Source organism: Streptomyces sp. TRM70350, assembly GCF_019219825.1.
In the GTDB taxonomy this organism is placed as follows: domain Bacteria; phylum Actinomycetota; class Actinomycetes; order Streptomycetales; family Streptomycetaceae; genus Streptomyces.
Genome location: NZ_JAHUXH010000002.1, coordinates 146,581 through 171,489, shown reverse-complemented (window position 1 = coordinate 171,489; position 24,909 = coordinate 146,581). Strand labels below are relative to the sequence as shown.

General features: G+C 72.1%; 25 protein-coding genes and 1 riboswitch. Of the genes, 13 read left to right on the top strand and 12 right to left on the bottom strand.

Annotated elements, in window-relative coordinates:
• Positions 1–102: 102 nt before the first annotated feature.
• Together KWI83_RS04170 and KWI83_RS04165 are read right to left on the bottom strand one after the other, a co-directional pair.
• Positions 103–873, bottom strand: a complete 771-nt coding sequence (locus KWI83_RS04170) for a methyltransferase (RefSeq protein ID WP_218512881.1) — start codon at positions 871–873, stop codon at positions 103–105.
• Positions 874–1,065: 192 nt separating this feature from the next.
• On the bottom strand, positions 1,066–1,641 hold the full coding sequence (locus KWI83_RS04165) for an SAV_6107 family HEPN domain-containing protein (protein WP_218512880.1): 576 nt from the start codon (positions 1,639–1,641) through the stop codon (positions 1,066–1,068).
• A gap of 195 nt (positions 1,642–1,836) precedes the next feature.
• Between KWI83_RS04165 and KWI83_RS04160 the strand changes: the two genes are divergently transcribed.
• The 5 genes from KWI83_RS04160 to KWI83_RS04140 all read left to right on the top strand — a co-directional run bounded on the left by KWI83_RS04160 (position 1,837) and on the right by KWI83_RS04140 (position 8,350).
• Complete coding sequence (locus KWI83_RS04160) at positions 1,837–2,688, top strand: ATP-binding cassette domain-containing protein (RefSeq protein WP_218512879.1); 852 nt, start codon at positions 1,837–1,839, stop codon at positions 2,686–2,688.
• A complete protein-coding gene (locus KWI83_RS04155) occupies positions 2,660–4,744 on the top strand; it encodes a YhgE/Pip family protein (protein WP_218512878.1) in 2,085 nt (694 codons plus the stop codon). Before KWI83_RS04160 ends, KWI83_RS04155 begins: the two co-directional genes overlap by 29 nt.
• 50 nt (positions 4,745–4,794) lie before the next feature.
• Positions 4,795–5,424, top strand: a complete 630-nt coding sequence (locus KWI83_RS04150) for a TetR/AcrR family transcriptional regulator (protein ID WP_218512877.1) — start codon at positions 4,795–4,797, stop codon at positions 5,422–5,424.
• Between the two features lie 465 nt (positions 5,425–5,889).
• Positions 5,890–6,507: a DUF4126 domain-containing protein gene (locus KWI83_RS04145; protein ID WP_218512876.1), complete on the top strand. Its 618-nt coding sequence runs from the start codon at positions 5,890–5,892 to the stop codon at positions 6,505–6,507.
• A gap of 313 nt (positions 6,508–6,820) precedes the next feature.
• Positions 6,821–8,350: an NAD(P)/FAD-dependent oxidoreductase gene (locus KWI83_RS04140; protein WP_218512875.1), complete on the top strand. Its 1,530-nt coding sequence runs from the start codon at positions 6,821–6,823 to the stop codon at positions 8,348–8,350.
• Positions 8,351–8,428: 78 nt separating this feature from the next.
• On the opposite strand, the gene KWI83_RS04135 is transcribed toward KWI83_RS04140, so the two are convergent.
• The 6 genes from KWI83_RS04135 to KWI83_RS04110 all read right to left on the bottom strand — a co-directional run bounded on the left by KWI83_RS04135 (position 8,429) and on the right by KWI83_RS04110 (position 13,412).
• Positions 8,429–9,388, bottom strand: a complete 960-nt coding sequence (locus KWI83_RS04135; RefSeq protein WP_218512874.1) for a hypothetical protein — start codon at positions 9,386–9,388, stop codon at positions 8,429–8,431.
• A gap of 56 nt (positions 9,389–9,444) precedes the next feature.
• Positions 9,445–10,368 (bottom strand): methylenetetrahydrofolate reductase [NAD(P)H], encoded by a 924-nt coding sequence (gene metF / locus KWI83_RS04130; RefSeq protein WP_218512873.1) that lies wholly within the window; start codon positions 10,366–10,368, stop codon positions 9,445–9,447.
• 118 nt (positions 10,369–10,486) lie between these two features.
• The gene (gene thiE / locus KWI83_RS04125) at positions 10,487–11,143 is read right to left on the bottom strand and encodes a thiamine phosphate synthase (protein WP_218512872.1); all 657 of its coding nucleotides are present in this window, start codon (positions 11,141–11,143) and stop codon (positions 10,487–10,489) included.
• A 203-nt stretch (positions 11,144–11,346) separates the two neighbouring features.
• Positions 11,347–11,712 (bottom strand): Rv2175c family DNA-binding protein, encoded by a 366-nt coding sequence (locus KWI83_RS04120; RefSeq protein ID WP_141308424.1) that lies wholly within the window; start codon positions 11,710–11,712, stop codon positions 11,347–11,349.
• Positions 11,713–11,789: 77 nt separating this feature from the next.
• A complete protein-coding gene (locus tag KWI83_RS04115) occupies positions 11,790–12,953 on the bottom strand; it encodes an NAD(P)/FAD-dependent oxidoreductase (RefSeq protein ID WP_256361804.1) in 1,164 nt (387 codons plus the stop codon).
• 120 nt (positions 12,954–13,073) lie between these two features.
• Positions 13,074–13,412, bottom strand: a complete 339-nt coding sequence (locus KWI83_RS04110; RefSeq protein WP_218512871.1) for a hypothetical protein — start codon at positions 13,410–13,412, stop codon at positions 13,074–13,076.
• A 51-nt stretch (positions 13,413–13,463) separates the two neighbouring features.
• A riboswitch (TPP riboswitch) is annotated at positions 13,464–13,576 on the top strand.
• Between KWI83_RS04110 and thiO the strand changes: the two genes are divergently transcribed.
• The 5 genes from thiO (at position 13,574) to KWI83_RS04085 (ending at position 18,712) form a co-directional block, all read left to right on the top strand.
• On the top strand, positions 13,574–14,740 hold the full coding sequence (gene thiO, locus KWI83_RS04105; RefSeq protein WP_218512870.1) for a glycine oxidase ThiO: 1,167 nt from the start codon (positions 13,574–13,576) through the stop codon (positions 14,738–14,740). (Overlaps the previous riboswitch by 3 nt.)
• Positions 14,737–14,937: a sulfur carrier protein ThiS gene (thiS, locus tag KWI83_RS04100; RefSeq protein ID WP_141308416.1), complete on the top strand. Its 201-nt coding sequence runs from the start codon at positions 14,737–14,739 to the stop codon at positions 14,935–14,937. The genes thiO and thiS overlap by 4 nt, the downstream gene beginning before the upstream one ends.
• 3 nt (positions 14,938–14,940) lie before the next feature.
• Positions 14,941–15,738: a thiazole synthase gene (locus KWI83_RS04095; RefSeq protein ID WP_218512869.1), complete on the top strand. Its 798-nt coding sequence runs from the start codon at positions 14,941–14,943 to the stop codon at positions 15,736–15,738.
• A gap of 138 nt (positions 15,739–15,876) precedes the next feature.
• On the top strand, positions 15,877–17,802 hold the full coding sequence (gene pknB / locus KWI83_RS04090) for a Stk1 family PASTA domain-containing Ser/Thr kinase (protein WP_218512868.1): 1,926 nt from the start codon (positions 15,877–15,879) through the stop codon (positions 17,800–17,802).
• Positions 17,803–17,836: 34 nt separating this feature from the next.
• On the top strand, positions 17,837–18,712 hold the full coding sequence (locus KWI83_RS04085) for a deoxyribonuclease IV (protein WP_218512867.1): 876 nt from the start codon (positions 17,837–17,839) through the stop codon (positions 18,710–18,712).
• 12 nt (positions 18,713–18,724) lie between these two features.
• On the opposite strand, the gene KWI83_RS04080 is transcribed toward KWI83_RS04085, so the two are convergent.
• Positions 18,725–19,357, bottom strand: coding sequence for a sulfite oxidase-like oxidoreductase (locus KWI83_RS04080; RefSeq protein WP_218512866.1), 633 nt, complete (start codon positions 19,355–19,357; stop codon positions 18,725–18,727).
• Between the two features lie 180 nt (positions 19,358–19,537).
• On the opposite strand from KWI83_RS04080, the gene bfr reads away from it, so the two are divergent.
• The gene (bfr, locus tag KWI83_RS04075; RefSeq protein WP_218512865.1) at positions 19,538–20,047 is read left to right on the top strand and encodes a bacterioferritin; all 510 of its coding nucleotides are present in this window, start codon (positions 19,538–19,540) and stop codon (positions 20,045–20,047) included.
• Between the two features lie 5 nt (positions 20,048–20,052).
• On the opposite strand, the gene KWI83_RS04070 is transcribed toward bfr, so the two are convergent.
• Positions 20,053–20,313, bottom strand: coding sequence for a bacterioferritin-associated ferredoxin (locus KWI83_RS04070; RefSeq protein ID WP_218512864.1), 261 nt, complete (start codon positions 20,311–20,313; stop codon positions 20,053–20,055).
• Positions 20,314–20,462: 149 nt separating this feature from the next.
• Entirely contained in the window at positions 20,463–21,815 is a 1,353-nt protein-coding gene (locus KWI83_RS04065; protein WP_218512863.1) for a class II 3-deoxy-7-phosphoheptulonate synthase, read from the bottom strand.
• Between the two features lie 96 nt (positions 21,816–21,911).
• Here KWI83_RS04065 and KWI83_RS40190 point away from each other — a divergent pair, with 96 nt between their 5' ends.
• Complete coding sequence (locus KWI83_RS40190; protein ID WP_218513217.1) at positions 21,912–21,968, top strand: trp operon leader peptide; 57 nt, start codon at positions 21,912–21,914, stop codon at positions 21,966–21,968.
• A 100-nt stretch (positions 21,969–22,068) separates the two neighbouring features.
• Entirely contained in the window at positions 22,069–23,949 is a 1,881-nt protein-coding gene (locus KWI83_RS04055) for an anthranilate synthase family protein (RefSeq protein ID WP_218512862.1), read from the top strand.
• On the opposite strand, the gene KWI83_RS04050 is transcribed toward KWI83_RS04055, so the two are convergent.
• Entirely contained in the window at positions 23,901–24,896 is a 996-nt protein-coding gene (locus KWI83_RS04050) for a 2-hydroxyacid dehydrogenase (protein ID WP_218512861.1), read from the bottom strand. The two genes, KWI83_RS04055 and KWI83_RS04050, sit on opposite strands and share 49 nt — an antisense overlap.
• Positions 24,897–24,909 lie beyond the last annotated feature (13 nt).

The following is a 24,909-nucleotide window of genomic DNA, read 5'->3' as shown; positions in this document are numbered from 1 at the left end:
CGGTCTCCCTCGATCATACGGTGGGAAGGGCCCGATCGGGGGGCCTGTGGCGTACTCCATCCGGAACCAACGCGCTGATCAGCGGCGCGCCACAGCAGTCGCTCAGGCCTCGGCCGACGCTCGCATCTCGCCGAGCACATGAAGCTGCGTGGCCACCGCGTGGAACGCGGGCAGCTCGGCCGCCGCGGCCTCCAGCTTGAGCAGGGCGTCCATGGCGCCGGGCTCGGTGTCCACCAGTACGCCGGGCACGAGATCGGCGAAGACCCGGACGCCGTGCACGGCGGTGACGGCGAGGCCGGCGCCCTCGGCCAGGTCGGTGAGCTGCTCGGCGGTGAAGCGGCGCGGCATCGGGTCACCCGAGCCCCAGCGGCCGTTCGGGTCGTCGAGGGCCTGCTTGGCCTCCTTGAAGTGGCCCGCGAGGGCACGTGCGAGCACGGCGCCGCCCAGCCCGGCGGCGAGCAGGCTGAGGACCCCCTCGGGACGCAGGGCGGCCACCGCGTTGCGAACGCCCTCGGCGGGGTCGTCCACGTACTCCAGGACACCGTGGCACAGCACCGCGTCGTAGCCGCCGCGCTCGACCACGTCGAACAGGCCGTGGGCGTCACCCTGCACACCCTTCACCCGGTCGGCGACTCCGGCCTCGGCGGCGCGGCGCTCCAGGGCGAAGAGCGCGTTCGGGCTGGGATCGACGACGGTGACCCGGTGGCCCAGGCCGGCGACGGGCACGGCGAACTTGCCGCTGCCGCCTCCGGTGTCGAGGACGTCCAGCGACTCCCGGCCCGTGGCCTTGACCCGGCGGTCCAGGGCGTCCTGAAGGACCTCCCACACCACGGCGGTACGGAGAGCGGCGCGGGGGCGCGACGGGTCCGACACGGCAGTTGACTCCTCGGCGCGGCACCGCCCTGGTGCGGGGCGGAGCGAACGGGCTGCCTCCCCGGCCCGGGGTACGGGAGGAAGGCTTCAGGCGCCCTCCACCCTATTGCCTCCGGCGCGGCCGCCGGTCACCGCGGTGACTGCGTATCCCTCCTCACCATGAGTGTTCCGGCGCCAGGTGCGCCCCGGGGGTCAGCCCGCGTCGGGCATCTCGCGGTCGCGGTCCGTACCGGGGCCGCGGTCCTCTGCCTCGTCCGCGTCCGGGCGGGGCTGTGGGAGGACCGGCTGGAGCACCAGCATCCGCTCGACGAGGCGGATGAACATCGCCACGTCGCGTATCAGGTCGTCGGCGTCCCGGCGGCTGGCCGCGCCCTGGATGCCCGCCTCGGCCCGGGCGCGGCGCCGGGCCCCCGAGGCGAACAGGGCGCTCCACTCGGTGAGCTCGGGCGCGATTTCGGGGAGCACTTCCCAGGCGCTGCGGATCCGGGCCCGGCGCCGGGGGTTGGATTCCGGGCGGCCCCGCGCGGCCAGGACGGCGGCGGCGGTGCGCAGGGCGGCGAGGTGGGCGGTGGCGTAGCGCTCGTTCGGCGTTTCGTGGACTGCTGCCTCGTCGAGCCCGGCGCGGGCCTGGGCGAGCAGGTCGAGGGCGGCGGGCGGGGCCGTGGCCCGGCGGAGCACGGGGTGCACGTCGCTCACCGGGCCGGTCAGTGAGGGGGCAGGGCCGGTGGCGCGGCGCCGACGGGCGGCGGCTGCGGACGAGTTGGCCATGACGAACCTCCTGTCGTCTGTGTGACGGCACGCCCTCACACGGGGTGCCGTATGTGCCCATCGTGAGGTATGGCACTGACAATCCGTTCTGACCTGCGCTTTTGCTTCGATCGGAAGTTCGGGTTAGTTTTTGCACTGACCAGTCAGTTCAAATAGTTCGGTTCAAAAACACCTGGGGGCACTGTGGGGGGAACCGTGGCGGGACTCGCCGTCACCGCCCGCGACTTCGGGCTCGAGGGGCCCCGGGGCTGGGCCTTCCGCGGCATCTCCTTCGCCGCGGAGCCCGGCTCGCTGATCGCGATCGAGGGCCCGTCCGGTTCGGGCCGTACGAGCCTGCTGCTCGCGCTCACCGGCCGGATGAAGGCGACGGAGGGGGCGGCAGTGGTCGGCGACGCCCGGCTGCCGCGGCAGATGGCGGCCCTGCGGCGGGTCAGCGCGCTCGCCCACGTCCCCGGTGTCACCGACCTCGACCCGGCCCTGACCGTCGGGGAACACGTGCGCGAACGGGCGCTGCTGGAGCGGCGGTTCGGCGTCTCGCTGCGGGAGCTGCTGCGACCGCGCGCCGAGCGCGCGAAGGAGGCGCGGCTGCGGATCGACGCCGCCCTGACCGCCGCCGGGCTCGACCGGGAGGCCCTGCCCAAGGGCTCGCGGACGGCCGTACGCGACCTGGAGCGCGTCGAGGCGCTGCGGCTGTCCATCGCGCTGGCGCTCGTCGGGCGTCCGCGGCTGCTCGGGGTCGACGACACCGACCTCAAGCTCTCCGGCGCCGAGCGGGCCGAGGTCTGGGCGCTGCTGAGGTCGCTCACCGAGGCCGGGACGACGGTGGTGGCGGTGTGCAGCGAGGCTCCCGGGGACGCGGTGGCGGTGTCCACCGAACGGGCGAACAGCGACGCACCCGACGACCCCGAGCCCGGCGGCGACGGCGCCGAGGACGACGTACACGAAGGCCTTGAGGGCGACGACGTACCCCACGACCGGGGCGGTCAGGCGGCCCGTGACGATGTGAAGGAGGCGGCGGATGCGTTCGCCGAGGCTGGCCGCGCTTGAGCTGCGGCGGTTCGGGCGGGGCAAGCTGCCCCGGGCCGCCCTGGTGGCGCTGCTGCTGCTGCCGCTGCTGTACGGCGCGCTGTACCTGTGGTCCTTCTGGGACCCGTACGGCCGCCTCGACCGGCTCCCCGTGGCGCTGGTGAACGACGACAAGGGCGCGCGTGCCGACGGGAAGAGGATCGACGCGGGCGACGACATCGTGGCGGGGCTGCGGGACAGTGAGGTCTTCGACTGGCACGAGGTGAGCGCCGAGGAGGCGCGCGCGGGGGTCGAGGACGGCACGTACTACCTGTCGCTGACCATGCCGGCGGACTTCAGCGAGCGCATCGCCTCCAGCTCTGGCGACTCCCCCGAGACGGGCGCGCTTCAGGTCCGTACGAACGACGCGAACAACTACATCGTCGGGCAGATCTCGCGGACGGTGTTCAGCGAGGTGCGCACGGCGGCGTCAACCAAGGCGTCGCGGTCGTTCCTGGACCGGATCTTCATCTCGTTCTCCGACATCCACGGCGAGACGGTGAAGGCGGCCGACGGGGCCGACAAGCTCAAGAGCGGCATCGGTACGGCCGAGAAGGGCTCCAAGGACCTCGCCGACGGGCTGAAGGACGCCAAGGACGGCAGCGGGAACCTGTCCTCGGGGCTGACGAAGCTCACCAAGGGGGCGGGTGATCTGCAGGACGGTTCGGCGCGGGTCGCGGAGGGTACGCAGGCGCTCGCCGACCAGGTCAACGGCATCGCGGACAAGCTGGGGCCCTTCCTTGAGGACAACGAGAAGACCATCGGTGACACGGCACAGCTGGTCGCCGACTCCTCGGCAGCGATCCGCGACAACCTCGACACGCTGGTGAAGCGGGCCCCGGCCGCCGCCAAGGGAGCCCACCTGGCCTCCGACGCGCTGACCGACATCCACAAGAGGCGCTGCGAGACCCCCGTACTGTCCGACGCGGCCTGCTCCGACCTGGAGAAGGCCAGGGACTCGGCCGCCGACGTGGCCACGATCGCGGACGATCTCAACACGGTGCTCAGCAACTACGACGGCGACCTGGACAAGCTCGACGGCCATCTCGCCACCCTTGAGGAGCAGGCCCGGGCCCTCGCGCGGGACGCGCCGCACCTCTCGGAGGACCTCGACGAGGCCGTCGCGAAGATCAACAAGCTGAACGAGGGTGCCGGGAAGGTCGCCGAGGGCGCCAAGGCACTGCACTCGGGGCTGGGCACCGCCCGGACGGGCGCGGTGGACCTCGACGAGGGCGTCGGTGAGCTCAAGACGGGCGCGGACGACCTCAGTGGGGGCATGTACAAGCTCGTCGACGGCTCCATGAAGCTCAGGGACGGGCTCCACGACGGCGCCGAGCAGATCCCCGACTACGACAAGCGGGAGCGCGACGCGCGTACGGAGGTCATGGCGGACCCCGTCCAGCTGGCGTCCAAGTCCCTGCACCAGGCGCCCAATTACGGCACCGGTTTCGCCCCGTACTTCATCCCGCTGTCCCTGTGGGTGGGCGCGATGGTGGCGTACATGCTGATCCCGCCGATGAACCGGCGGGCGCTGGCCGCCGGTGCGTCCCCCTGGCGGATCGCGCTGGCGGGCTGGCTGCCGGTGCTGGCGATCGGCGTGCTCCAGACGGTGGCCCTGATGTCGGTGCTGCACTGGGCGGTCGGTCTGGAGATGGCGCGGGCGGCCGGGACGGTGGGCTTCCTGTTCCTGGTGACGGCGTGCTTCGCGGCGATCGTCCAGTGGCTGAACGCGCGCTTCGGCGCAGCGGGCCGGATCCTGGTGCTCGCGCTGCTGATGCTGCAACTGACGTCCGCGGGCGGCACGTACCCCGTGCAGACCAGTCCGGGCTTCTTCAACGCGCTGCACCCGTACCTGCCGATGAGCTACATCGTGGAGGCGCTCAGGAGGCTCATCACGGGTGGTGGCCTCGGTCCCGTGTGGCACGCGTGCGTGGTGCTCGGCGCGTTCACCGTGGGTGCCCTGGCGCTGACCGCGTTGTCGGCCCGCCGCCGTCAGGTGTGGACGCTGGACCGGCTGCATCCGGAACTGAGTCTGTGAGGTCGACGCGCGTGCCCTCCGGTGGTGCCGTTCCTGTGACAATCAGGGCCATGGAAAGCAGCAGCGCCACGTCGGGGGCGAGCACGCGCCGCGAGGCGACCCGGCAGAAGCTCTATGAGGCGGCCGTCACGCTCATCGCGGAGCAGGGCTTCTCCGCCACCACGGTGGACGAGATCGCCGAGCGGGCCGGGGTCGCCAAGGGCACGGTGTACTACAACTTCGCCAGCAAGTCCGTCCTCTTCGAGGAGCTGCTGCGCCACGGCGTGGGCCTCCTCACCGCCTCCCTCAGGGAGGCGGCGGAGCGGACGGCGAAGGACGGCGGCACCAAGGTGGCCGCGCTGGACACGATGATCCGGGCCGGGCTCGTCTTCATCGACCGCTACCCGGCCTTCACGCAGCTGTACGTGGCCGAGCTGTGGCGCACCAACCGGGCCTGGCAGTCCACGCTGCTGGTGGTCCGGCAGGAGGCGGTGGCGGTCGTCGAGGACGTGCTGCGGGCGGGGATCGACAACGGTGAGTTCAGCGAGGAGATCGATGTGCCGCTGACGGCGGCGGCGCTGGTCGGCATGGTGCTGGTGGCCGCGCTGGACTGGCAGGCGTTTCAGCCGGAGCGCTCGCTGGACGACGTGCACGCGGCGTTGTCGCGGTTGTTGCAGGGGCGGGTGAGTGGGCGGCCGTGAGTGCGGTTCCGTGCGGGTTCCGTACGGTTCGGGCGAGGCGGCCGAGACGCCTGGGTGACCCCCTCGGGAAACGGAAAGCGCCGGTCCGGATGGTGGCCGCGTCCCCCGCGGGCCACGCCGGACCGGCGCTCCCTTGTGCTCCCCCGTTCCCCCGTACTCCCCCGCGATCCCCCCGCTCCCCCGGTTTCCCCCGTTGGGCCCCCGTTCGGTCGTCCCTCCCCCGGGATCCCCCGTGCCTCGCTCCCGCCGACCTGAATCGGCGGAAGGAGCGGTCCAGGGCCGCGCCGTTCCGCCGCCCCGTGTCGGCGGTGCCGGCGCGGGGCCCCTTTCCGTGCCTCCACTCTCTCGTTCGCGCAGGTCGGGACCCATCCGCGCGCGTACTCATCTCCCTGCCTAGGTACGCATACTCAGGCCTGCGCGCTCACCCCCAGGACGCGCCGCCGCGCCCTGGTCACGATCACGTCCGTGTCCGTACTCCCCCTCGTCTTCACCAGCGGCTGGGCCAGCGGCGTCAACGCGTACGCCGTGGTGCTGCTGCTCGGCTTCTTCGGTGCGACGGGACTGAGCGACGAGGTCCCGGAGGCGCTGCAACGCCCCGAGGTGCTCATCGCGGCGGGCGTGCTGTTCCTGTGCGAGGCGGTCGCCGACAAGATCCCGTACGTCGACTCCGTGTGGGACTCCGTCCACACGGTGATCCGGCCCGCCGCCGGCGCGTGGGTCGGGGCGCTGCTCGCCGGGCAGAGCGGTTCGCTCTCCGATCTGGCGGCGGGCGCGATCGGGGGTTCCACGGCGCCGGCCGGCCATGCGGTCAAGGCGGGGACGCGGATGGCGGTCAACTCGTCGCCGGAGCCCTTCGGCAACGTGATCATCAGCGTGGCCGAGGATCTGGGCGTCGGGGGACTGGTGACGTTCGCGATCTTCCACCCGGAGGCAGCGGCGATCATCGCGGCGACCCTGCTGGTCATCGGCCTGGCCGCCCTGTACTTCCTCGCCTCCCGCATCCGCCGCTTCTTGCGCCGCAGGGCGCAACGCCGGGAGGAACGGCGACTGGCGGGGCGGGCAGGGTCGTCGCCGCCGGGCTGAGGTGCGGCGGGCGCCGGGCCGCATCGCAGCCCAGCGATCGCCCGCCCGCGCCCGCCCAGGGCAGCCCCTCCCCCGGCGATGCCACCTGCCACCGAAGGCCGCCCGCGCCGTCGGCCAGACCTCGGCCCGGCGCTACGGGGGCACCGTGCCGGGCTGTCGACGGCTGCAGGGCCGACCCTGACCGTTCCCACCCGGGCGCGGCCCACACCCTGCGCACCTCCCCGGCTGCCGGACCGGGCAGCACCCCGCCCCCGACGCCGCTGGTCACAGGCCCGGCCACGGACTGTCAGTGGCGGCCGATAAAGTCGCAGGCATGGCACGGATTGCGGTGATCGGCGCTGGGATGGGCGCCATGGCGGCTGCCGCGCGGCTGGCCGTGGCGGGCCACCGGGTGACGGTGTACGAGCGTACGGAGACGTACGGCGGGGCGGTGCGGCGGCTGGAGCGGGACGGGTTCGCCTTCGACACCGGCCCCGGCGTGCTGCCGTTGCCCGCGGTCTGGCGGGACCTGTTCCTCAAGACCGGCAAGGAGCCGCTGGAGGCGTGCGTCGAGCTGACGCAGGTCGATCCGTCGGCCCGGCACCTGTTCGCGGACGGCACCGCGGTGTCCCTGCCGAACGCCTCACGCGCGGGCGTGGTCACCGCCCTCGACGACGCGCTGGGCTCGGGTGCGGGCGCCCGCTGGGGCGACTTCCTGGTGCGGGCCCGTGAGGCCTGGGACCGGACGCGGCGCCCGCTCCTGGAGGAGCCGCTGTGGCCCGACTGGCAGGTGCTGGCCGAGCGCGAGCCCTACCCCGCCGTCCCGCACAAGCGGCTGCTGCGCACCCGCCGGGCCGGCACGCTCGCCGAGGTCGGCGCCTGGGAGCTGCGCGACCCCCGGTTGACGGCCCTGCTGGAGAGCCACGCGCTGGCCCACGGCCTGGACCCGCGCGTCGCCCCGGCGAGCGCGGCCGTGCTGCCGTACATGGAGCACGCCTTCGGCACCTGGTACGTGCGCGGCGGCATCCGTGAGCTGGCCCGCGCGGTGTACGAGCGTTGCCTCGCCCGCCGGGTCGAGTTCGCCTTCGGCGCCGAGGTCACCCGGGTGCTGGACAAGGACGGCCGCGCGGCGGGCGTGGAACTCGCCGACGGCACGGTGGCGGAGGCGGAGTTCGTGGTCGCCGGTGTCGCGCCCGGCGCGCTGCCGGACCCGCCGCCGCGGGCCACCGGCGAGGTCCCGCCCCAGCGCGGGCTGCCCAGCCGCCTGACGGTGCTGCTGGCGCTGCGCGGCCCCCGCCCGGAGGGGACACCGCACCGGACGGTGGTGCACACCGGAGACCGGGACGGCGAGTTGGAGTCGCTCTTCGGCACCGAGAGCGGCACGGTGACGGCCCCGCACCCCACGGTCACCGTCCTGCGCCCCGGCGACCCGCGCCTGGTCCCGGACGCCGGCCACGAGGCGGTCACCCTCACGACGACCGTCCCGGCCCCGACCGCCTCGGAGACCTCCGCCCTCTCCCACGCCCGAAGGGGCTTGAGCGGGGGGACCCCCACCGCCGAAGCCATGCTCACCGCCGCCGAACGCGCGATACCCGACCTCCGCGCCCGCCTCCTCTGGCACGAGCTGCACACCCCGGCGGACATCACCGAGGCGACCGGCGCGGAGGGCGGAGCCGTCCCCGCACCGGCACTGGCGGCGGCCGAGGGCAGGCTGCTGCACCCGTCCAACAACACGACTCTGCCCGGCCTGTTCACCGTCGGCGGCTGGTCCCACCCGGGCGGCGGTCTCCCGCACGCGGGCATGTCGGGCGCACTGGTCGCGGGGCTGATCGTGGAGGGCCCGGACTTCCGCGGCTCGCAGTGAAAACCGGCACTGGCTCGCAGTGACAACCGACGCTGGCTCTCAATGAGAACCGGCACCGGCTCTCCATGAGAACGGCGCTCAGAACCGGTACCGCTCGTCGTACCCGTTCTCCTGCTGCGCCTGCCCGTCCCCCTGATAGGGATACGACTGCTCCGGCGGCAGCTCGGCACCGTAGGGATCGTCGGCGTTGCGCTGCTGCGGCACCCACACACCCCCGGCCGGGGTCTCGCCGCCGTAGCCGCCGGTGGCACCGGCGGCACCCGTGGCGTACTGGTCCTGGCCGTAGCCCTGCTGGCCGTACTGCTCGTAGTCGGTGCCGTACGACCCACCGCTGTAGGTCTGGGTGCCGATGTACGGGTCGGAGTAGGCGGCGTACTGCTGCTGACCGGTGGTGTCGTAGCCGTACTGTTGCTGGCCGTAGGCGGAGTAGCCGTCGTAGGCGTAGCTCTGGTCGGCGGTCTGGGCGGCCGTCGCGTACTGGTCCTGTGCCTGGCCCTGGGTGGCGTAGGCGCCGGTGTCGCCGTACACGCCGTACGAGCCGGTGTCGTCGGGCATGGGCTGCGGCTCGTACACCGCGGTGGTCTCGGCGGCCGAGGGGGCGACGGGGCGGGCGGGGGTGAAGACGTCGTCGCGGTCGTAGTCGTCCTGGTCGTGGGCGGCGCCGCCCTGCTCGTACGTGGCGTCGCTGTCGCCGTCGTCGGCCGCTTCGAGGTCGGAGACCTCCAGGGTCGGGTCCTGGCGGTCCGGCTCACCGCGGCGGCGCTTGCTGCCGCCCAGACTCGGACGGCCGGTGACCGCCCAGCCGGCGGCGAAGCCGCGGCGGAACGACAGCGTGACGTATGTCTGCCCGACCGCGAAGGCGGCCGCGCCCACTCCGATCACGATGACGGACGGGATCAGTACACCGACGACGACACCGAGGAAGCCGACGAACGCCAGCAGCCGCCAGCGAAGCCGTGCCTTGTACTGCAGCAGAACCTCACCGAGCAGCCACAGCGCGACAATGCCGAACGCGATGTAGAGGACCGTCCAGCCCATGTACGCCCCTCTCCCAGTGGCCGCTACGCAGTGTGTCGTATGAGCGTGCGACCGGTCTAGGCCTGCGGTGGGTGGTGCAGGCCCAGGTTCTCGTAGATTTCCAGGGTCGCCGTGGAGTTGTTGAGCGTGATGAAGTGCAGACCCGGCACTCCCTCCGCCAGCAGCCGTGCGCAGAACTCCGTGGCGAACTCGATCCCAATGGAGCGTACAGCGGACGGATTGTCTTTCGCTGTGAGGATCCGCTCTTTCAAGGTGGACGGAATGTGAGCATTGCTGAGCTGCGGCAGCCGCTCCAGCATCCGGACGCTGGTCACGGGCATGACCTCCGGGATGACCGGCGTCTCGCAGCCCGCGGCGGCGACTCGGTCACGCAGTCGAAGATAGGACTCCGGCTGGAAGAACATCTGTGTGATCGCGTAGTCGGCGCCGGCCCGGCACTTGTCGACGAAGTGCTCGACGTCCGTGTCCCAGTCGACAGAGCGCGGGTGCATCTCCGGGAAGGCCGCGACGCCGACACAGAAGTCGCCCGACTCCTTGATGAGCCGGACGAGCTCGGCGGCGTAGGTCAGGCCCTTGGGGTGCGGCACCCACTCGCCCATGGGATCGCCGGGCGGGTCGCCACGCACGGCGAGCATGTTGCGGATCCCGGCGTCGGCGAACTGGCCGATCACATTGCGCAGCTCGCTGATCGAGTGGTCGACGGCGGTGAGGTGGGCGACCGGCGTGAGCGTGGTGTCGGCGACGATCTGCTGCGTCTCCTTGACCGTGCTCGCGCGCGTGGAACCGCCGGCGCCGTAGGTCACGGAGACGAAGTCGGGGGCCACCGCCTCGACCCTGCGCAGCGCGTTCCACAGGCTGCGCTCGCCCTTGGCGGTCTTCGGCGCGTAGAACTCGAACGAGTACGTCGTCTTGCCGGTGGCGAGCATGTCGCGCACGGTGCGTGCGCGATCAGTCCTGGTGGATGCGGTTCCGATGGCCATACGGGCAGGTTAGCCAGGGGCTGCCGGTCCCCCAACCGGACGTCGGAAATTTGCCCGAATTGTCGGCTTGTTGTCCATCCCTTGGACAACGCCCGGCGTCCCGCCCGCCGACCTCGCCTCACACGCCTCGCAGCCGCTTCGCGAACTCCGCCGCCGCCGCGCCCGGGTCGTCCGCCTCGGTGATCGCGCGGACGACGACCACCCGGCGGGCGCCCGCCTCCAGGACCTCGTCGAGGTTGCCGAGGTCGATGCCGCCGATGGCGAACCAGGGGCGGGCGGTGCCCAGCGCGGCCGTGTGCCGGACCAGGCCGAGGCCGGGGGCGTGGCGGCCGGGCTTGGTGGGCGTCGGCCAGCAGGGGCCGGTGCAGAAGTAGTCCACGCCCTCCTGGAGGGCCGCCGCCTCGGCCTCGGACTCCGCGTGTGTGGAGCGCCCTATGAGGATGTCGTCGCCGAGGATCGCGCGGGCCGCCGGGACCGGGAGGTCGCCCTGGCCGAGGTGGAGCACATCGGCGCCGGCGGCGTGCGCGACGTCCGCGCGGTCGTTGACGGCGAGCAGCCTGCCGTGCCGGGCGCAGGCGTCGGCGAAGACCTTGAGGTACTCCAGCTCCTCGGCGGCCTCCATGTCCTTGTCGCGCAGTTGCACGATGTCGACCCCGCCGGTCAGGACCGCGTCCAGGAACTCGGGCAGGTCGCCCTGGCGCTTACGGGCGTCCGTGCACAGGTACACCCGGGCGTCGGCGAGCCGGGCGCGAGCGGTGGCGGCGGTGTCGGGCATACGTGGGTCCCCCCGTGGATCGGTATCTCTGGGTGTCACTGTCGGTGGCGTACGGGCCGCGCCGGGCGAGGTCGGCCCGGGGGCCGTGGCCCGGGCCTGTCGTCTGGATCATGCCTGCGCCCGTGGGGCAGGCATGCGCCCAGGGGACAGGCCCTGGCCGGCCACGGCCCGTACGCCGGACGGTTGCTCCGGTCGGGCTGGGATCAGACGGCGAGCGCCTGGGCCCGCCGCTTCACCTCCGTGCCGCGATTCTCGCTCAGCGCCTGCGCGGGCGTTCCGGGCAGGGTCGGGTCGGGGGTGAAGAGCCACTCCAGCATCTCTTCGTCCGTGAAGCCGTCGTCCCGCAGGAGCGTCAGGGTCCCGGACAGGCCCTTGACGACCTTGTCTCCGTCGATGAAGGCGGCGGGGACGTGCAGCGCGCGGTTCTCACCGCGGCGGACGGCGATGAGCTGGCCCTCCTTGACCAGCTGCCGCACACGCGTCACCTCGACGCCGAGCTTTTCGGCGATGTCGGGGAGGGTGAGCCAGGCGGGGACGAGAGCATCGATCTTTGCGTCAATCTCGGTCACGGGAACAAGCCTGCCATCCCCCACTGACAGTCGGAAGTCAGCCCCGCCCAACAACCCCACCCACCTGCGAGAACGCGCTACGCCGTGGCCGCCTTCAGTGGGCGCGCCGGGTCGGCCAGCAGCTCCGCGTCCATCACGGTCCCGGCCTCGATCAGCCGCCGCCCCTGCGCCAGGTCCCGCGGGCGGCCCACGGCCAGCAGCGCGACCAGCCGGCCCCCGCGGAGCCAGCACACCGACCAGGCGGGCCCGGCCGGGTCACCGCGCCACACGGTGGCGTCGGCGGACGCGTGGTGCCCGGCGTACTGGACGAACCGCCCGAACTGCTCGGACCAGAAGTACGGCACCGGGTCGTAGACCGCCGGTGCCTCGCCGATGATGTTCGCCGCGACCGTACGGGGGCCCTGCAGGGCGTTGTCCCAGTGGTGCACCATCAGCCGCTCGCCGTACCTGCGGGAAGGGAAGGACGCGCAGTCGCCGACCGCGTAGACGTCCGGCGCCGAGGTGCGCAGGTGGTCGTCGGCCACGACCTCGCCGTGCGCGCCGAGCTCGATGCCGCAGCCGGTGAGCCAGCGCGTGGCGGGCCGGGCACCGATGCCGACCACGACGGCGCCGGCGGGCACCCGCGAGCCGTCGTCCAGGACGACCGCGCCCGGCTCGACACGCCGCACGCGCGCGTGGGTGCGCAGGACGGCCCCGCTGTCGGCGTACCAGGCGGCCATCGGCGCGGCCACCTCGGCGGGCAGCGCCCCGGCGAGCGGGCGGTCCGCGGCCTCCACGACGGTCACCGCGCAGCCCGCCTCCCGGGCGGCCGTGGCGAACTCGGCGCCGATCCAGCCCGCGCCGACGACCACGATGTGGTGCTGCCGGGCGAGCACCGGCCGCAGCCGTTCGGCGTCGTCGAGGGTGCGCAGCAGATGCACGCCGGGGACGCCCTCCGCGCCCGGCAGGGTGATGGGTTCGGCGCCGGTGGCGAGGACCAGCACGTCGTACGGCACCGGCCCGGCCTCGGTGTCCAGCTCGTGGTCACCGATGCGGACACCGGTCACCTCACGCCCGAGGTGGAGGTCGATGCCGAGCGCCTCGAAGTCGACGTCGAAGGCGGAGCCCTCGGCCTTCCCGAGCAGGACGGCCTTGGACAGCGGCGGCCGGTCGTACGGCCGGTGGGGCTCGGCGCCGATCAGCGTCACGGTGCCCGTGAAGCCCTGTTCCCGCAGGGCGACGGCCGTCTGCACCCCGGCCATGCCCGCGCCCACGACGACCACGCGCCGCGCCTGTGCCCTTCTCTGCTCGCTCACCTGATCACCATAGACAACTGACAGATTGTCAGTCAGGGGGCGGGGTCGGTGACCTGCTCCACATCGCTACCCGACCTGCTCGACCACACTCGTCCCGCTGCCCGCCTGCGACTCCCACTCCCAGCTCTCCGCCAGCCGCACCCGCCCGTCCGGCAGCTCCACGACCGTCGACACACAGTGCCCCGAGGACGTCGTCCCGTCCTGCTTCAGCTGCACGTAGCGGAAGTCCAGCCGGTCGCCCTCGCGGGTGCCCACCAGGTACCCGCGGACGACGTCCCCACCCGCGTACTCGGCCCAGACCTCGCCGTCCTGCTCGTGGTACGTGAACCGGGTGCGCGTCCCCACCTGACCCGGCGCCTGGTCGGCGACAGGGGCGAGCACGAGGCCGTCGAGTGAGCGAGGCATGACAGAGGCTCCCTTACAGAGGCGTGGAAGCAAGAGCTAGGGTGGCCACCGTAAAGCACTCGCGGGAGCCCGGACGCACCGGGCTGAGAGGGAGGCTGGACGGCCTCCGACCGTACGAACCTGATCCGGGTCATGCCGGCGAAGGGAGGGGCTGAGCGCCCGTGTCGTCTTCCGCACGTACCTCGGACGTCCTCGTCATCGGGGGCGGAATCATCGGTCTGGTCACGGCCTGGCGGGCCGCGCAGCGCGGACTGGCCACCGCGGTGGTGGACCCCGAACCGGGCGGCGGGGCCGCCCAGGTGGCGGCCGGGATGCTGGCCGCCGTCACGGAACTGCACTACGGCGAGGAGACCCTGCTCGGTCTGAACCTCGCGTCGGCCCGCCGCTATCCGGACTTCGCGGCCGAGCTCACCGATCTCACCGGCCAGGACCTCGGCTACCGCCAGTGCGGCACGCTCGCCGTCGCGCTGGACGCCGACGACCGCGCCCATCTGCGCGAACTGCACGCCCTTCAGCGGCGTTCGGGGCTGGACTCCGAGTGGCTGTCCGGCCGGGACTGCCGCCGCCTGGAGCCGATGCTGGCGCCGGGTGTGCGCGGCGGGCTGCGGGTCGACGGCGACCACCAGATCGACCCGCGGCGGCTCGCGGGGGCCCTGGTGGCCGCGTGCGAGCGGGTGGGTGTGGTCTTTCACCGGGAGTGGGCCGAGCGGCTGCTGGTCGTCGGGGAGCGGGCGGCGGGGGCCATCACGCGCGCGGGGGCCGAGTTGGCCGCCGGTCGGGTGGTCCTGGCCGCCGGGAGCCTCAGCGGGCGGCTGGCGGGCGTCCCGGACGCCGTACTGCCGCCCGTGCGGCCGGTGAAGGGGCAGGTGCTGCGGCTGACCGTGCCGCCGCGCCACGCGCCGTTCCTGAGCCGCACCGTGCGCGCGGTGGTGCGCGGCAGCCATGTCTACCTGGTGCCGCGCGAGAGCGGCGAGCTGGTCGTCGGCGCCACCAGTGAGGAGATGGGCTGGGACACCACCGTCACCGCCGGGGGCGTGTACGAGCTGCTGCGCGACGCGCACGAGCTGGTCCCCGGCATCACCGAGCTGCCGCTGACCGAGACCCGGGCCGGACTGCGCCCCGGCTCGCCCGACAACGCGCCCCTGCTCGGCCCGACCGACCTGGACGGCCTGCTGCTGGCCACCGGCCACTACCGCAACGGTGTCCTGCTCACCCCGGTCACCGGCGACGCCATGGCGCACGTCCTGACCACCGGTGAACTCCCGGACGAGGCCCGCCCCTTCACGCCGAAGCGCTTCAGCGCCGCACTCACGGAGCAGCCCGCATGATCATCTCCGTCAACGGTGAGCCCCGCCGGATCGCCGACGGCACGGCTCTCGACGCCCTCGTACGCACCCTCACCGCGGCGCCCTCCGGAGTGGCCGCCGCCCTCAACGAAACCGTCGTCCCGCGCGCGCAGTGGCCGACCACGCCGCTGTCCGAGGGGGACCGTGTCGAAGTCCTCACCGCCGTCCAAGGAGGCTGACCCATGGCCGACGATCCCTTTGTCCTGGGTAGTACGACCTTCACCTCCCGGCTGATCATGGGCACCGGTGGCGCGCCCAGCCTGGACGTGCTGGAGCGGGCGCTGGTCGCCTCCGGGACCGAGCTGACCACGGTCGCGATGCGGCGCGTGAACCCCGACGTGCACGGTTCGGTGCTGTCGGTGCTGGACAAGCTGGGCATCCGGGTGCTGCCCAACACGGCCGGCTGCTTCACGGCCGGCGAGGCGGTGCTGACCGCCCGCCTCGCGCGTGAGGCGCTCGGCACGGATCTGATCAAGCTGGAGGTCATCGCCGACGAGCGCACCCTGCTGCCGGACCCGATCGAGCTGCTGGAGGCGGCGGAGACGCTGGTGGACGACGGTTTCATCGTGCTGCCGTACACCAACGACGACCCGGTGCTGGCGCGCAAGCTGCAGGACGTGGGCTGCGCCGCGATCATGCCGCTCGGGTCACCGATCGGCTCGGGGCTCGGCATCCGCAACCCGCACAACTTCCAGCTGATCGTCGAGCACGCGCGCGTGCCGGTGATCCTGGACGCGGGAGCCGGTACGGCGTCGGACGCGGCGTTCGCGATGGAGCTGGGGTGCGCGGGTGTGATGCTCGCCTCGGCCGTGACCCGGGCGCAGGAGCCGGTGCTGATGGCGGCCGCCATGAGGAACGCGGTGGAGGCGGGGCGGTTGGCCCGGCTGGCGGGGCGTATCCCCCGGCGGCACTTCGCGGAGGCGTCCTCGCCGGTGGAGGGGATGGCCGCGCTGGATCCGGAGCGGCCCGCTTTCCAGTGAGCCGGTGCGTGCCCGCAGTTGAGTAAGACCGGTGCGTGCCCGCAGTTGAGTAATACACGTCACAGGTCGGCTGCAGTCCCGCCCCGGTGCCGCGGGAAGCGGCCAGGAGTGTCGGTGGCGGCTCGTACACTCGCCTGCGTGGACACGACCCTTCAGGACCCTCTGGTCGGGCAGCTGCTCGACGGCCGTTATCGCGTCGACGCGCGGATCGCGGTCGGCGGGATGGCCACGGTCTACCGGGCCGTGGACACCCGCCTCGACCGCGTGCTCGCGCTCAAGGTGATGCATCCGGCCCTGGCCGCCGACGGCTCCTTCGTCGAGCGGTTCATCCGCGAGGCCAAGTCGGTGGCCCGGCTCGCCCACCCCAACGTCGTCCAGGTGTTCGACCAGGGGGCTGACGGGTCGTATGTCTACCTGGCCATGGAGTACGTCTCCGGCTGCACCCTGCGGGACGTGCTGCGCGAGCGCGGGGCGCTGCAGCCGCGCGCCGCGCTGGACATCCTGGAGCCGGTCCTCGCCGCGCTGGGCGCCGCGCACCGCGCCGGGTTCGTGCACCGGGACATGAAGCCGGAGAACGTCCTCATAGGGGACGACGGCCGGGTGAAGGTCGCCGACTTCGGGCTCGTCCGCGCCGTGGACACGGTCACGCACACCACCGGGTCCGTCCTCGGCACGGTCTCCTATCTCGCCCCGGAGCAGATCGAGCACGGCAGCGCCGACCCCCGCGTCGACGTGTACGCGTGCGGTGTGGTGCTCTACGAGATGCTGACCGGCGCCAAGCCGCACACCGGGGACTCCCCCGCCCAGGTGCTCTACCGGCACGTCCACGACGACGTCCCGCCGCCCTCGGCGGCCGTGCCCGGCCTGCCGTACGAGCTGGACGAGCTGGTCGCCGTGGCGACCGCCCGCACGCCGGAGATCCGGCCGCACGACGCCGTGGCGCTGCTCGCGCAGGTCCGTGAGGCGCGCGGCGCGCTCAGCGCGGACCAGCTCGACGCGGTGCCCCCGCAGGCGATCGCGGCGGAGCACGACAACGCCGACGACCGTACGAGCGTGATCCCGCGCGCGATGACCGCGCTGCGGCAGCTGCCCGTCAACGAGGACGGCGACGAGTCCTCGTACCACCGGACCAGTCGGCTGCAGTCCCCGCCCCTGGACGCTCCGCGCCGCCGCGCACGGCCGCCGCGCACGGTCGTCACGGTCGTCGCCGCCGTGCTGCTGGCGCTCGGCCTCGGTGTGGGCGTGTGGTACATCAACTCGGGCCAGTTCACCGAGGTCCCACCGCTGCTGGCGAAGACGGAGGCGCAGGCCAAGGACCGGCTCGCGGACGCCGGGCTGGCGGTCGGGCAGGTCAAGCACGCCTACAGCGACACGGTGAAGCGCGGCACGATCATCAGCACCGACCCGGCGCCGGGCTCCCGGATCCGGCACAACGACTCCGTGACGCTCACCGTCTCCGACGGCCCCGAGACGGTGAAGGTGCCGGATCTCGCGGGGTACCGGCTGGACAAGGCACGCAGCGTGCTCAAGGACAGCGGGCTGGAGCCGGGCATGGTGACCCGGGCCTTCAGCGAGGACGTCCCCCGGGGCTTCGTGATCAGCACGGACCCGGCGACGGGCACGACCACGCGCGCGGGCAAGGCGATCGCGCTCACCGTCAGCAAGGGCGCCCCCGTGGACATCCCCGACGTCACCGGCCGTGGCCTCGGCGAGGCCAGGCAGCGGCTCCAGGAGGCGGGCCTGAAGGTGCGGATCGCCGCCGAGCGGATCAACTCGGAGTTCGAGGCGGGTCAGGTCGCCCGGCAGAACCCGGGCCCCGACGGCCGTGCCGCCGAGGGCGACACGGTGACGCTGACGCTGTCCAAGGGGCCGGAGATGATCGAGGTCCCGGACGTGGTGGGCGACAGCGTGGACGAGGCCAAGCAGACGCTGCAGGACGCCGGTTTCGAGGTCAAGGAGGACCGCGGGCTGCTCGGGCTGTTCGGCGACACCGTGCGGGGCCAGTCCGTGGAGGGCGGGGAGACGGCCCCCAAGGGGTCGACGATCACCATCGAGATCCGCTGACGGGGCACCCCGGGGCCCATGACACCCTGAACGGGTGAAGAGTCAACACCCCGGTCCCTCCCGCAACCCCATCGGCGGTCACGTCCCCGTGGCCGGCGGCCTGCACTCCGTGGGCCTCACCTACGCCCACGATCTCAAGGCCGAGACCGTGCAGGTCTTCGTCGCCAACCCGCGTGGCTGGGCCACCCCGGTCGGTGACCCGCGCCAGGACGAGGCGTTCCGCGCGGCGTGCGCGGAGGAGTCGATCCCGGCGTATGTGCACGCGCCGTACCTGATCAACTTCGGCTCGCACACGGAGGCCACTGTCGAGCGGTCGGTGGAGTCGCTGCGGCACTCACTGCGGCGCGGCCGGGCGATCGGCGCGCTCGGCGTGGTGGTGCACACCGGGAGCGCGACCGGCGGCGGGGAGAGGTCGGTGGCGCTGAAGCAGGTACGGGAGTACCTGCTGCCGCTGCTCGACGAGCTGACCGACGACGACCCGTACCTCCTGCTGGAGTCCACGGCGGGCCAGGGCGCCTCGCTGTGCTCCCGCACCTGGGACTTCGGGCCGTACTTCGAGGCGCTGGACGCCCACCCGAAGCTGGGCGTCTGCCTCGACACCTGCCACATCTTCGCCGCCGGGCACGATCTGACCGGCCCGAACGGCATGCACCAGACGCTGGACCTGCTTCTCGACACGGTCGGCGAGGGCCGGCTGAAGCTGATCCACGCCAACGACTCCAAGGACATGGTGGGCGCACACAAGGACCGGCACGAGAACATCGGCGTCGGCCACATCGGTGAGGACCCGTTCCGCGCCCTGATGACCCACCCCGCCACCGAGGGCGTCCCGCTGATCATCGAGACTCCCGGCGGCAAGCAGGGGCATGCGGCGGACGTGGAGCGGCTGAAGAAGCTCAGGGACGGGTGAGCCCCCCAGGAGTCAGAGCTCGGGGCCGTCCCCGGGCTCCTCCTGGTACGAGTAACGCTGTTCCTTCCACGGATCGCCGATGTTGTGGTAGCCGCGCTCCTCCCAGAAGCCGCGGCGGTCCGCGGTCATGTACTCCACGCCGCGCACCCATTTCGGGCCCTTCCAGGCGTACAGGTGCGGGACGATCAGGCGGAGCGGGAAGCCGTGCTCGGCGGTGAGGAGTTCGCCGTCCTTGTGGGTGGCGAAGATCGTGTGCTCGGAGGCGAAGTCCGAGAGCCGGAGGTTGGAGCTGAAGCCGTACTCCGCCCATACCATCACATGGGTGACAGTCGGGGCGGGCGGCGCGAGCTCCAGGATGGTCCGGGCGGGGATTCCACCCCATTCCGCGCCGAGCATGCTGAACTTCGTGACGCAGTGCAGATCGGCCACCACGGTGGTGTACGGCAGGGCCGTGAACTCCTCGTGGGTCCAGCAGTGCTTGTCCCCGTCGGCGGTGGCGCCGAAGACCCTGAACTCCCAGCGCTCCGGCCGGAACTTGGGCACCGGGCCGTAGTGCGTGACCGGCCATCCGCGCTGCACTCGCTGCCCCGGCGGAAGCTCGAACGATGCCGCTGCTCCAGATTCGCTCTCCACCGGATGACCCATGACTCCATCCTGACAGACAGCGGAGAGTGCACAGGACCAGCCCGGTCCGGAATCGGGCAACTCGCACTAAGCCTGCACTTACTTACTAAGTACGCACTTACTGGACGATCTTCGATGTGCGGTGCAATCATGCGGCGGCAACCTCCCGTTTCGACCTCCCGACGTGGAAGGAGCCCACTCATGCAGGGCGACCCCGAGGTGCTCGAACTGCTCAACGAGCAGCTGACCGCCGAGCTCACCGCGATCAACCAGTACTTCCTGCACTCCAAGCTGCAGGACCACAAGGGGTGGACGAAACTCGCCAAGTACACCCGGGACGAGTCGTTCGACGAGATGCGGCACGCCGAGGCGCTCACGGAGCGCATCCTGCTGTTGGACGGTCTGCCCAACTACCAGCGGCTGTTCCACGTCCGCGTCGGCCAGAGCGTGACCGAGATGTTCGAGGCGGACCGGCAGATCGAGGTGGAGGCCATCGACCGGTTGCGGCGCGGTGTGGAGATCATGCGCGCCAAGGCCGACATCACGTCGGCGAACCTCTTCGAGGCGATCCTCGCCGACGAGGAGCACCACATCGACTACCTGGACACCCAGCTCGAACTGATCGAGAAGCTGGGCGAGTCGCTCTATCTGTCGACCGTGATCGAGCAGAGCCAGCCGGACTCCAAGGAGTCGGGCAGCCACGGCGGCTGAGGCACTCAGGCGGCGTCGGCGGTCACCTGGGCGGCGGGCGGCTGCGCCACATCGGTCAGGGGCGACCTGCCCTGGTCGGCCAGCTCCCGGCGCGGACAGTTGCCGCGGCCGAGGAGTGCCTGGATACGGCGTACACAGCCGCCGCAGTCCGTGCCCGCCTTGCAGGCCGAGGCTATCTGGCGAGGGGTACAGGCGCCGTTCTCCGCGTGCTGCTTGACCTGCTGCTCGGTGATGCCGAAGCAACTGCAGACGTACACGCGGTTCACCTCCCGCCGGGGCTCGATTGATGGTGCCTTCCCCGTTGATCGGTGAGGCTAACCTAACCTTACCCGCAGCACCCGGAGCGCAAAAGTGGAGGGGCGCGGATCGTTTGTGATCCGCGCCCCAATGCATGCGCCGGTAACAGGTGAACCGCCTACTGGTCCCTGTACATCTCCGCGACCAGGAACGCCAGGTCCAGCGACTGGCTGCGGTTCAGCCGCGGGTCGCAGGCCGTCTCGTAGCGCTGGTGCAGATCGTCGACGAAGATCTCGTCGCCGCCGCCCACGCACTCGGTGACGTCGTCGCCGGTGAGCTCCACGTGGATGCCGCCCGGGTGGGTGCCCAGCGCCTTGTGGACCTCGAAGAAGCCCTTGACCTCGTCGAGCACGTCGTCGAAGCGGCGGGTCTTGTGGCCGGAGGCCGCCTCGAAGGTGTTGCCGTGCATCGGGTCGGTCACCCAGGCCACCACCGCGCCGGACGCCGTGACCTTCTCGACCAGTTCGGGGAGCCGGTCGCGGATCTTGTCGGCGCCCATACGGACGATGAAGGTCAGCCGGCCGGGCTCGCGCTCGGGGTCGAGGCGCTCGATGTACTGCAGCGCCTCCTCCGGCGTGGTCGCCGGGCCGAGCTTGATGCCGATCGGGTTGCGGATCTTCGAGGCGAACTCGATGTGCGCGTGGTCCAGCTGCCGGGTGCGCTCACCGATCCACACCATGTGCGCGGAGACGTCGTACAGCTGGCCGGTGCGCGAGTCGACCCTGGTGAGCGCGGACTCGTAGTCGAGCAGCAGCGCCTCGTGCGAGGAGTAGAACTCGACGGTCTTGAACTCCTCCGGGTCGGCCCCGCAGGCGTGCATGAAGTTCAGCGCGTTGTCGATCTCGCGGGCGAGCTGCTCGTAGCGCTGGCCGGACGGGGACGACTTCACGAAGTCCTGGTTCCAGGCGTGCACCTGGCGCAGGTCGGCGTAGCCACCGGTGGTGAAGGCACGGACCAGGTTCAGCGTGGAGGCGGACGCGTGGTACATCCGCTTCAGCCGCTCCGGGTCCGGGACGCGGGCCGCCTCGGTGAAGTCGAAGCCGTTGACGGAGTCGCCGCGGTACGACGGCAGGGTCACGCCGTCGCGGGTCTCGGTCGCCTTGGAGCGCGGCTTGGAGTACTGGCCGGCGATCCGGCCGACCTTCACCACGGGCACGGACGCGGCGTACGTCAGCACGGCGCCCATCTGGAGCAGGGTCTTGAGCTTGTTGCGGATCTGGTCCGCGGACACCGCGTCGAAGGCCTCGGCGCAGTCGCCGCCCTGGAGGAGGAACGCCTCTCCCTTGGCGACGGCCGCCATCCGGGCGCGCAGCTGGTCGCACTCGCCCGCGAAGACGAGCGGCGGATACGACTCGAGGTCCGCGATCACTGCGCGCAGAGCCTCGGGGTCGGGGTACTCGGGCTGCTGCGCCGCGGGCAGGTCTCGCCAGGTGTTGCCAGCGGTGGTGCTGGTCTTAGCGTTCACGGTCACAGGCTCAACATTACGGGGTGATGTCCGGCCTTCCCGCCCGTGCCCAGGAAGTGAGACGCCGGTAACGCTGCGCGGACATGGGGTAAGGTGCGGCACATGTTCGCGCACTCGATCCAGAGCTGGTGGTGGACCGCTTCTCCGGCGGCCCACTGACTGCGCGTACGCAAGACTTTCGCGAAGGCCGCCCGAGGGGCGGCCTTCGGCGTTCCCGGGGCCGTTCCTCGAATCCGATCACGACGACGGAAGAGGAACCATGGACCTGGCACAGCTCCCGCACGACGACCGCCCCTTCGCCCTGCTCCGCCGCCGCGCCCCCGGCCATGACCACGACACCGTGGAACTGCTGCTCGGCCCCGTGACGGCGTACGACCGCCTCGCCGACCTCCCCGACGAGAGCCTCGCGCTCGTCCCGCACCGCCAGATCCGCGAGCGCGGCTTCGACGTCCGCGACGACGGCACCCCGCTGCTGGCGCTCACCCCCGAGGAGTCGTACGACATCCCGCTCGCCGAGGCGCTGCGGCGGCTCCCGGCGCACGAGGTGCGCGTCGAGGGCGGCGGCTTCGACGTCGGGGACGAGGAGTACGCCGGGATCGTGGGCCGCGTGCTGCGGGAGGAGATCGGGCGGGGCGAGGGCGCCAACTTCGTCGTCCGGCGGACGTACGAGGGTGAGATCCCGGGGTTCGGCCGGGCCGACGCGCTGGCGCTGTTCCGGCGGCTGCTCGTCGGGGAGCGGGGCGCGTACTGGACGTTCGTGGTGCACACCGGTGACCGGACGCTGGTCGGGGCCAGCCCCGAGGTGCACGTGCGGATGTCCGGCGGCACGGTCGTGATGAACCCGATCAGCGGGACGTACCGCTATCCCGCCGAGGGACCCACCCCGGAGCACCTGCTCGGCTTCCTCGCCGAAGGCAAGGAGATCGAGGAGCTGTCGATGGTCGTCGACGAGGAGCTCAAGATGATGTGCGCGGTCGGCGACATGGGCGGGGTGGTCGTGGGGCCGCGGCTGAAGGAGATGGCGCACCTCGCGCACACCGAGTACGAGCTGCGCGGCCGGTCCTCGCTGGATGTGCGGGAGGTGCTGAAGGAGACCATGTTCGCCGCCACCGTCACCGGTTCGCCCGTGCAGAACGCCTGCCGGGTCATCGAGCGGTACGAGGCGAGCGGGCGCGGCTACTACGGCGGGGCCCTCGCCCTGCTCGGCCGGGACTCGGGCGGGGCGCAGACCCTGGACTCGCCCATCCTCATCCGCACCGCCGACATCGACGCCGCCGGACGGCTGCGGGTGCCGGTGGGCGCCACGCTCGTCCGCGGTTCGGACCCGGCGGGTGAGGTCGCGGAGACGCACGCGAAGGCGGCGGGGATGCTGGCGGCCCTGGGCGTGCGGCGGCAGCGGCCGCGTGAGGAGGCCGCACGGCCGGGGCTGGCCGACGACCCCCGGGTGCGGGCCGCGCTGGACGGGCGCCGGGCGTCTTTCGCGCCCTTCTGGCTGCGGATGCAGGAGCGGACGGAGGAACTCACCGGGCACGCCCTGGTCGTCGACGGCGAGGACACCTTCACGGTGATGCTCGCGCATGTGCTGCGGTCCTCGGGCCTCACCGTCACCGTCCGCCGCTATGACGAGCCCGGCCTGCGCGAGGCCGTGCTCGCGCACGAGGGGCCGCTGGTCGTCGGGCCCGGCCCCGGTGACCCGTCCGACCTGGACGATCCGAAGATGCGGTTCCTGCGGGAGCTGACCGCCGAGGCCGTCCGCGGGCACCGGCACGGAGTGCTCGGCGTCTGCCTGGGCCATGAGCTGGTCGCGGCCGAGCTGGGGCTGGACATCGTACGGAAGGAAGTGCCGTACCAGGGGGCGCAGACGACGATCGACCTGTTCGGGCGGGCGGAGACCGTCGGCTTCTACAACAGCTTCGTGGCGCGCTGCGACGACGAGACGGCGGCGGAGCTGGCCGCGCACGGCATCGAGGTCAGCCGGAGCGACACCGGTGAGGTGCATGCCCTGCGCGGCCCGGGGTTCGCCGGGGTGCAGTTCCACCCGGAGTCGGTGCTGACGCTGAACGGCGCCGGCGTCGTGCGGGAGCTGGTCGGTCAGCTGCGCGGCACCAGCACGTTCTCCGAGCGGCGGCCGGCCCGGTAGTCGAGGACGTTGCGCAGCGTGGTGTCGACGATCTGGCCGACCGCGTCCTCGGTGTAGTACGCCTGGTGTGAGGTGACCAGCACGTTCGGGAAGGTGACGAGGCGGGCCAGGGTGTCGTCCTCGACGGCCTGCAGGGACTTGTCGAGGAAGAACAGCCCGGCTTCCGCCTCGTACACATCCAGGCCGACGCCCGTGAAGCGGCCCGCGCGCAGCTCGTGGACGAGGGCGACGGTGTCGATCAGGCCGCCGCGGCTGGAGTTGATCAGGATCGCGTCGTCCTTCATCGACTTCAGGGCGGGTACGTCGATCAGGTGCCGGGTCTCCGGCATCAGCGGTACGTGCAGGGTGACCAGGTCGGACTCGGCGAGCAGCTGTTCCTTGGGGACGTACGTCATGCCGAGCTGCATGCATTCGGGGTTCTCGGCGATGTCCCAGCCGAGCAGCCGCATGCCGAAGCCGTGCGCGATCCGGGCGAACGCCTCGCCGATCTTGCCGGTGCCGAGGACGCCGGCGGTGCGGCCGTGCATGTCGCGGCCCATCAGGCCGTCGAGGCGGAAGTCGAAGTCGCGGGTGCGGGTGGAGGCGCGGACGAGACGGCGGTTGACGGCCATGGCGAGGGCCCAGGCGAACTCGGCGACCGCGTACGGCGAGTAGTACGACACCCGGGCCACCGTCATGCCGAGCCGCTCGGCCACGTCGAGGTCGATGTTGTTGAAGCCGGTCGAGCGCTGGGCGATCATCCGGGTGCCGCCGGAGGCGAGGGTGGACAGCACCGGAGCGCCGAGGTCGGCGTTGACGCTGGTGGAGATGATCTCGTGGCCGGCGGCGATGGGGGCGGTGTCCTCGGTGAGGAAGACGTCCAGACAGCGGATGTCGTGGTGGCCCTGGAAGGCCCGCGCGATCAGGGGCTTCTCGTCGGCCTGCACGCCGAAGGCCAGGATTTCCACGACATCTCCTGTT